Annotated in this window: 6 protein-coding genes; all 6 read right to left on the reverse strand. The window is 73.7% G+C overall.

Translation table 11 applies throughout. From position 1 onward, the window contains the following. On the reverse strand, positions 1-1317 hold a 1317-nt coding region (locus ACWEVO_RS23170), incomplete at its 3' end, for a diguanylate cyclase domain-containing protein (protein WP_452309622.1). 142 nt (positions 1318-1459) lie between these two features. Then, positions 1460-3595: an NAD-dependent DNA ligase LigA gene (gene ligA, locus ACWEVO_RS23175; RefSeq protein WP_452309623.1), complete on the reverse strand. Its 2136-nt coding sequence runs from the start codon at positions 3593-3595 to the stop codon at positions 1460-1462. Between the two features lie 82 nt (positions 3596-3677). Further along, on the reverse strand, positions 3678-4691 hold the full coding sequence (locus ACWEVO_RS23180; RefSeq protein ID WP_452309624.1) for an ADP-ribosylglycohydrolase family protein: 1014 nt from the start codon (positions 4689-4691) through the stop codon (positions 3678-3680). A gap of 31 nt (positions 4692-4722) precedes the next feature. Continuing rightward, complete coding sequence (locus ACWEVO_RS23185) at positions 4723-5091, reverse strand: VOC family protein (RefSeq protein WP_452309625.1); 369 nt, start codon at positions 5089-5091, stop codon at positions 4723-4725. Between the two features lie 23 nt (positions 5092-5114). Beyond that, complete coding sequence (tnpB, locus tag ACWEVO_RS23190; protein ID WP_452309627.1) at positions 5115-6470, reverse strand: IS607 family element RNA-guided endonuclease TnpB; 1356 nt, start codon at positions 6468-6470, stop codon at positions 5115-5117. A gap of 132 nt (positions 6471-6602) precedes the next feature. Next, positions 6603-7607, reverse strand: coding sequence for a methionine synthase (locus ACWEVO_RS23195; RefSeq protein ID WP_452309626.1), 1005 nt, complete (start codon positions 7605-7607; stop codon positions 6603-6605). Positions 7608-7794 lie beyond the last annotated feature (187 nt).

Below are 7794 nucleotides of genomic sequence, written 5' to 3' on the forward strand. Positions count from 1 at the left end.
GTCCGCCAGCACAAGCTGGGTCACCTGCGCAACGAGCGCCCGAAGGTACGCCTCCGACGCCTCGGGTGAGATCAGCTCGCCCCGGGCCGGACGATCCACCGTGTCGTTGCGGTGCTTCGCGTCGTACATGGCCACGTCGGCGTGGCGCATCAGGGTGGCGAAGTCCTCGCCGTGCTCGGGGAAGATCGCGACGCCGATCGAGCCGCCGACGTCCAGCGGCAACCCGTCCAGCGGGACCGGCTCCGCCAGCGCGGCGACCACCCGGTCGGCCAGCTCGCGCGCCTCGTCGACACCGGTGAGCCGGGGTACGACGATGGCGAACTCGTCACCGCCGAGGCGGGCCAGCAGCTCGCGCTCCCCCACCACGTCGGCCAACCGGGCGCTCACCTCGACCAGCAGCCGGTCCCCGACCGCGTGCCCGAGGGCGTCGTTGACGTGCTTGAACCGGTCCAGGTCGAGCAGCAGCAGGGCCAGGTGGGCGTCCGGCTCGCCGCGGGCGGCCCGCTCGGCGTGCAGGTGCACCTGCTCGGCCACCTCGGTGAGCAGCGCCTTGCGGTTGGGCAGGCCGGTGAGCGGGTCGAGGGCCGCCAGCTGTTCCCGCTCGGCGGAGAGCCGGGCCATCCGGTAGACGGCGAAGAGCGGCACCAGCACCAGCGGGATCAACGCGGCGCTGGCCCGGGCGGCGGCCACCAGTACCGGCGCGAGCAGCAGCAGCGACCCGGTGGAGAGCAGCTCGTACGCCAGGCCGAGCCGGACGGTCGGCCACCAGCGGTCGCCGAAACGCAACCGGATGGCGGAGCTGACCACCGCGTAGTTGACCGCGAACCAGGCCGCGATGGCCGCGAAGACCACCACGACGTCGGTCCACCGCAGCCGTCCGCCGTCGAAGAGGTGACCCGGCCCGAGCCGGGTGACCAGGTAGGCGGCGGCGAGCGCGCAGGCGTACTGGGCGGCGTTGAATCCGGTGCGCCACGCCGCGTACCCCATCCGCCAGCCGGACACGGCCACCGCCACGGCCTGCACGGCCACGGCCGGGCCGAGCCCCCAGCCGAGCAGGATCGCGAAGGTGAAGCAGGTCGACGGGTAGACCGCCGAGGTCTGCCGGCGGCCCGGCGGCACGAACGGCCGGGCGTCACAGATGACGGCGAGAGCGGCCATCGTCCAGAAGGCCGCCGGCAGGTCGGGCAGGCGGTCGGGTAGCCCCGCCAGCGAGCCGGCCGAAGCCAGCACCGCCAGCACGCCGATCGCCGCCACGAAGCCGAAGAACGCCGCCGCCCGGCCGGGCGGGACGGAGTTTCGCGGATCGGCGGTCTCCATCGCACACCTCCCGGGGACAGCCGTGGCGTGCGTCGTTCACGCCGTACGCCAATGAAACGCCCTCGCTGTCGATTTCCCCGACACGACAGTCACGAATCGGTCGTAGTCGTAATTAAGTTGGTATACGCCGCGATCACTCGGCTCAGCCCTCGACGCTGGCCACCTTCCGGGCCGCGTCCGGGCCGGACTCCAGCAGCACCCGGAAGCCGTCCTCGTCGAGCACCGGCAGCTTGAGGCTGGCCGCCTTCTCGGCCTTGGAACCGGGGTTGTCGCCGACCACCACGAAGCTGGTCTTCTTGGACACCGAACCGGTGACCTTGCCGCCGCGGCTCTGGATCGCCTCGGACGCCTGGTCGCGGCTGAACCCGGCCAGGGTGCCGGTGACCACCACGGTCAGCCCCTCCAGGGGGCGGGGCCCCTCCTCGCCGGCCTCCTCGGCCATCCGCACGCCGGCCCGCCGCCACTTCTCGACCACCTCGCGGTGCCAGTCGACGGCGAACCACTCCTTGATGCTGACGGCGATGGTCGGGCCCACACCGTCCACCGAGGACAGCTCCTCCTCGCCGGCCGCCTCGATGGCGTCGATCGAGCGGAAGTGCCGGGCCAGCGCCTGGGCCGCCGTGGGGCCGACGTGCCGGATGGAGAGCGCGACGAGCACCCGCCACAGGTCGCGCTCCTTGGCCACGGCCAGGTTGTCCAGCAGCTTGGTGGCGTTGCTGCCGAGCGTGCCGTCCTTGTTGACGAAGAACGGCGACCGGGCGAGCTGGTCGGCGTCCAGGGCGAACAGGTCACCCTCGTCGTGGATGATCCCGGCGTCGAGCAGCGCGGCCGCGCCCTTGTAGCCGAGCACCTCGATGTCGAAGGCGCCCCGGCCGGCCAGGTGGAAGACCCGCTCCCGCAACTGGGCGGGGCAGCTGCGCGAGTTGGGGCAGCGGATGTCGACGTCCGCCTCCTTCTCCGGCCGCAGCGGGGTGCCGCAGGCCGGGCAGGTGGTGGGCATGACGAACGGCCGGGCGTCGGCGGGCCGCAGGTCGACGACCGGGCCGAGCACCTCGGGGATGACGTCGCCGGCCTTGCGCAGCACCACGGTGTCGCCGATGAGCACGCCCTTGCGCTCGACCTCCCGGGCGTTGTGCAGGGTGGCCAGGGCCACCGTGGAGCCGGCCACCCGGACCGGTTCGAGCACGGCGAACGGGGTGACCCGGCCGGTGCGCCCGACGTTGACGTCGATGTCGAGCAGCTTGGTGGTCACCTCCTCCGGCGGGTACTTGAAGGCGATCGCCCAGCGCGGCGCGCGGCTGGTGGAGCCGAGCCGGCCCTGGATGGAGACCGGGTCGACCTTGACCACCACACCGTCGATCTCGTGCTCGACGTCGTGCCGGTGCGCGGCGTAGTAGGCGATGTATTCCGCCACGCCGGCCAGGTCCGGCACCACCCGCCAACGGTCGCTGGTCGGCAGCCCCCACGCCTGCAGTGCCGCGTACGACTCGGACTGCGCCGACGGCTGGAAGCCCCGGCGGGCGCCGATGCCGTGCACCACCAGCCGCAGCGGGCGGGACGCGGTGACCCGCGGGTCCTTCTGCCGCAGGCTGCCGGCGGCCGCGTTGCGCGGGTTGGCGAAGGGCGCCTTGCCCTGCTCGACCAGGCCGGCGTTGAGGTCGGCGAAGGCGGCCACCGGGAAGTAGATCTCGCCCCGCACCTCGAGGAACTCGGGCACGTCCGGGAAGCCGTCGGACGGGGTGAGCCGGGACGGCACGTCCTTGATGCTGCGCACGTTGGCGGTGACGTCCTCGCCCGTGCGCCCGTCGCCGCGGGTGGCGGCCCGCACCAGCCGGCCCTGCTCGTAGGTGAGGTTGATGGCCAGGCCGTCGACCTTCAGCTCGCACAGGTAGGGCACCGGGCCGCCGGCGTCCCGCTCCACCCGCTCGGCCCACGCCGCCAGCTCCTCGTCGGCGAAGGCGTTGTCCAGCGAGAGCATCCGCTCGGCGTGGGTGACCGGGGTGAAGTCGGTGGAGAAGGTGCCACCGACCCGCTGGGTCGGCGAGTCGGGGGTCCGCAGCGCCGGGTATTCCGCCTCCAGCGCCTCCAGCTCGCGCAGCTGCTTGTCGAACTCGGCGTCCGAGATGATCGGCGCGTCGAGCACGTAGTAGCGGTACTGGTGCTCGGTGAGCTCCTGGCTGAGCGTGGCGTGCCGCTCCCGGGCCTCCGGGGGCGGCTCGGCGCCGGCCGCCGCCTCCTGGGCGGGGCTGACCGCCTGGGGAACCGCTTCTTCTGACACGCCGCCGCCTTCCGACACCGTCGTCGACCTCCCTGCTCGTGCTACCCCCGAACGGTAGCGGGCGGGGCTGACAATCGCCCCGTCAGTCGTGGGGCGTGGCCAGGGTGGTGAGCTGGTCGGCGTACTCGATGCGGGCGGACCAGTCGGCGGGCCACCCGGCCATGCCGTGGGTCACGCCAACGAAGGCGCCGGCGAGGGCCGCGATGGAATCCGAGTCGCCGGCCGTGGTGGCGCCCCGGGCCAGCGCGCCGACCGGGTCGTCCGGGTGCCGCAGCGCGCAGAGCAGCGCGGTCGCCAGCGCCTCCTCGGCGATCCAGCCCTCGCCGGTGAACCGGCACGGGTCCGCGCCGTCGTCCGGGCGGGCCAGCGCCGCGTCGAGCCGGCCGAGCGCCCGCAGGCACTCGTCCCAGCCACGGGCGATGAACTCCTCCGGCCTCCGCTCGGCGGAGCGCTGCCACAGGTCGCCCAGCCAGTCGCCCCGGTAGACGGTGCGCTGCTCGTCGGCGCGGGCGGTGAGCAGGCCGGGCAGGTCGGCCAGGGCGGCGCCGTCGCGCAGCAGCCGGACCGCGTACGCGGTCAGCTCGCTGGCCGCCAGGCCGGTCGGGTGCCCGTGGGTCAGGCCGGCCTGGAGCTGGGCGAGCCCGGCGAGGGTGTCGAGGTCGACGTCGAGCAGCCCGACCGGCGTGACCCGCATGTTGGCCCCGCACCCCTTCGAGTCGACCACCGTGGCCTCCTGCCAGCGGGTGCCCCGCTCCAGCTCCGCGCAGGCCCGCAGGCAGGTCATCCCGGGCGCGCGGTTGTTGTCCGGGCTGACCGCCCAGTCGAGGAACCGCCGCCGCAGCAGCGGCTCCACCGCCTCCGGCGTGTGCCCGGGCGCGTCGTGCAGCGCCCAGGCCACCGCGAGCGCCATCTGGGTGTCGTCGGTGACCAGCGCCGGATCCCCGGTCAGCTCCCGGGGGCCGGTCGGGCCGTACCGCCGGACGATCTCGGTGACGGTGAGGAACTCGGTGGGCCGGCCCAGGGCGTCGCCGTAGGCGAGCCCGAAGAGTGAGCCGGAGGCGCGGCGCGGCGAGGAGTCGGTCACGGTGGTGATCATGCCTGGCCGCCGCAAGCCGCGCCGCCGGTGGTCAGTCCCAGCAGAGGCAGAACGGGTGGCCGGCCGGGTCGGCGTAGACCCGGAAGCCCTCCCCCTCACCGGGCAGCCGCCGGGCGCCCAGGGCCAGCGCCGCCTGCTCCGCCACCTCGATGTCGTCCACCGTCACGTCCAGGTGGAACTGCTGCGGACGCTCCGGGTCGGGCCAGTCGGGCGCGCGCAGGCCGGGCGCCTTCTGGAAGGCGATCCGGGGCTGGTGCCCGGGCGGGCCGCCGAGCACCACCCAGTCGTCACCGTCGGAGTTGTCCTCGATCAGCGGGAGGCCGAGCAGCTCCGCGTAGAAGCCGGCCAGCGCGCGCGGGTCGGGGCAGTCGATCACGGTGGAACGCAGCTGTCCAATCATGGCGGTCATCCTGCCGTTACCTGTCAGTCCGTGCTAGCGACTGATCGGCATGTCCCGCCTTGCGGTGGGACGGTCCCGGTCTGACCGGCGGGTGCCGTGCCGGGTTGACGTTTCATGGCCACCGGCCCGCCGGGGCGGGTCTTACGGTCGGCTCCACGTCCTGCCACCGGGCCACTCCCGGCGGTGGTGACCTCACGCGCGAGCGCGGCGAGGTTACGGGCGGCGTTCAGGTCCCGATCGAGGACCAAGCCGCAAAAGTCGCAGAGGTAGGTTCGGACACGCAGCGGCAGTTTGGCTTTCACCGCGCCGCAGTCGGAACAGGTTTTGCTGGAGGGATACCAGCGGTCGGCGACGATCCGCCGGCCACCGTTCCACGAGGCCTTGTAGCCCACCTGCCGGCGGATCTCGGCGAAGCCGGCATCCGCGATGCGTCGGGCCAGCCGCCGGTTGGCCAGCATGCCGGCCACGTGGAGGTCTTCGACCACGATCGTGCCGTACTCGCGCGCCAACCCGGTAGTGAGCTTGTGCAGGCCGTCACGCCGCAAATTCGCTACCCGCGCATGCGCGCGGGTGACCTGCCGGCGGGCACGTTCCCACCGATTCGAGGGCCGCCGGCCGGTGCGCCGGTCCGGGCCGACACGCCGGGACAGGCGCCGCATCCGCTGCGCCGCCTCGTCCAGATGCCTCGGGTTGGGCACCATCTCACCGGTGGACAGCACCGCCAGATGGGTGATCCCCACATCGACACCGACCACCGCCCGCGGGCGCGTCGGGATGCGCTCGACCCGCTCGATTTCGACGCAGAACGCGACCTGCCACCGGCCGCCGTCCCGGCGCACCGTCGCGGACAGGATCCGAGCCGTGCCCGCCTCCAGACGGCGGGCGAGCTTACGGGCGGACTCGTGCAGCTTGAGCCGGCCCAGCCGGGGCAGCACCACATGTTTCCGGTCGGGTTCGACCCGGATCGCGCCGGTGGTGAACCGGATACTCGGTGTGCTGCGGCGGCGGGACTTGAACCGCGGAAATCCCACCCGCCGACCAGCCCGCTTGCCTGCCCGGGAGTCAGACCAGTTCTTCAACCCGCGGGCCAGGTTGTCCAGGCCGGTGTTGAACGCCTCCTTGGAGCACTCCGGCCACCACGGCGCCACATCCGACTTGGCCGCGTTCCAAGCCTTGCGCAACGCGGCGAGACTCCACCCGAGGGCCGGAATCAGCAGTTCCTCAGGCGTGCCGTAGGAACGTTCCGCGGCGCGCTGGTCCATGACCGCCTTCACCCTGGCCAGGCCCCAGTTGTACGCCACCCTCGCCGCGCCCGCATGCGCCAGCACCGACCGCTCCTGAGCCGGGGTCAGATCAAGCGCAAAACGATACGCCTGCATACTGCGCACACCCACCCCCTCCGGGGTCAGTGTCGGCGACGGGTACGACACACCGGCAACCCCACGCCCAAACACCGACCAGAACGCGCCTCTGCTGCCCAAAGAACGCCCCCTAGGCAGCAGTTGACACCCCTACTCCTCGTACAGCCGGCGCCCGGCGTCCCGGCACGCGGTAAGGACGGCCCGGGCGTACGCGGGGGTAGCCCCGGCGAGGCCGCAGGCGGGGGTGACCACGACCTGCTCGGCGAGCCGGCGGAGGGGGAAGCCGAGCCGGTCCCAGAGTTGGCGTACCCGGTCGGCGACCTGTGCCGAGGTCGGCGCGCGGCCGGTCGACGGCGGCAGCGCGGGCGCGGCGCCGGCCAGCAGCCCGAGGCCGGCGTCGATCGCCTCGCCGAGCGGGTCGAGGGCGGTGACCAGGGCGAGGTCGAGGGCGACGGCGGCGGCCCCGGCGTCGCGGATCAGCGCCAGCGGCACGTCGGGCGCGCAGCAGTGCACCACGGTCGGCACTCCGGCCGCCTCGATGACGCCGCGCAGCAACGCCGCGGCGACCCCGGACTCCACCGCCCGGTGGGTGCCGAAGCCGCTCTCGGTGGGCACCCGGCCGGCCAGTACCGCGGGCAGCGACGGCTCGTCGAGCTGGAGCAGCACGGATGCCCCGGGCAACCGGCGGGCCACCGCGGCGACGTGTCCGCGCAGCCCCTCGCCGAGCGAGCCGGCGAGGTCCCGGACGGCACCCGGGTCGCGCAGCAGCCGGCCACCGATGGGCAGTTCGAGCGAGGCGGCCAGGGTGAACGGCCCCGCCGCCTGGACCTTGACTGGGCCGGCGTACTCCTCGGCCTGCTCGGCGAGCTGGTCGAGGTCGCGTTCCATCAGGTCTCGGGCGCGGCGCAGGTCCTTGCCGGGACGCGGGGCGATCCGCCAGCGGGCCGCGTACAGCTCGACGGGCAGTTCGACGAGGAGGCCGCCGGTGCGGCCGATCAGGTCGGCGCCGGGGCCCCGGGCGGGCAGCTCGGCCAGGTGCGGCAGGGCGGGCAGCTCGCCGAGCACGATGCGCTGCGCCTCGGCGATGTCGGTGCCGGGTAGCGAACCGATGCCGGTCGCCGCCCCGGCCGGCCAGGGCCACCTCTGGTCAGTCATCGCCGCAGCCTATCCACCGCCCCGGCTGACGCACGGAGCGATCCCGGCGACGGTTGGTGTGCCGGGCGGGTGCGACTGGCCGTAATCGTCGGGCCCGTGGCGCAAACTCCTTGATCACCGAAGCCGGCCGGCCCAGGGTCCGCGTGGCGCGGCCCCCGGGCCGGGGTGTCAGGCGGCGGTGACGGTG

This window comes from Micromonospora sp. NPDC003776 (assembly GCF_053605645.1).

Coding starts and splice junctions, on each gene's coding strand:
- ACWEVO_RS23195 (WP_452309626.1), bottom strand. CDS start 7,607: ATGACTGACCAGAGGTGGCCCTGGCCGGCCGGGGCGGCGACCGGCATC.
- ACWEVO_RS23180 (WP_452309624.1), bottom strand. CDS start 4,691: ATGATCACCACCGTGACCGACTCCTCGCCGCGCCGCGCCTCCGGCTCA.
- ACWEVO_RS23185 (WP_452309625.1), bottom strand. CDS start 5,091: ATGATTGGACAGCTGCGTTCCACCGTGATCGACTGCCCCGACCCGCGC.
- tnpB (WP_452309627.1), bottom strand. CDS start 6,470: ATGCAGGCGTATCGTTTTGCGCTTGATCTGACCCCGGCTCAGGAGCGG.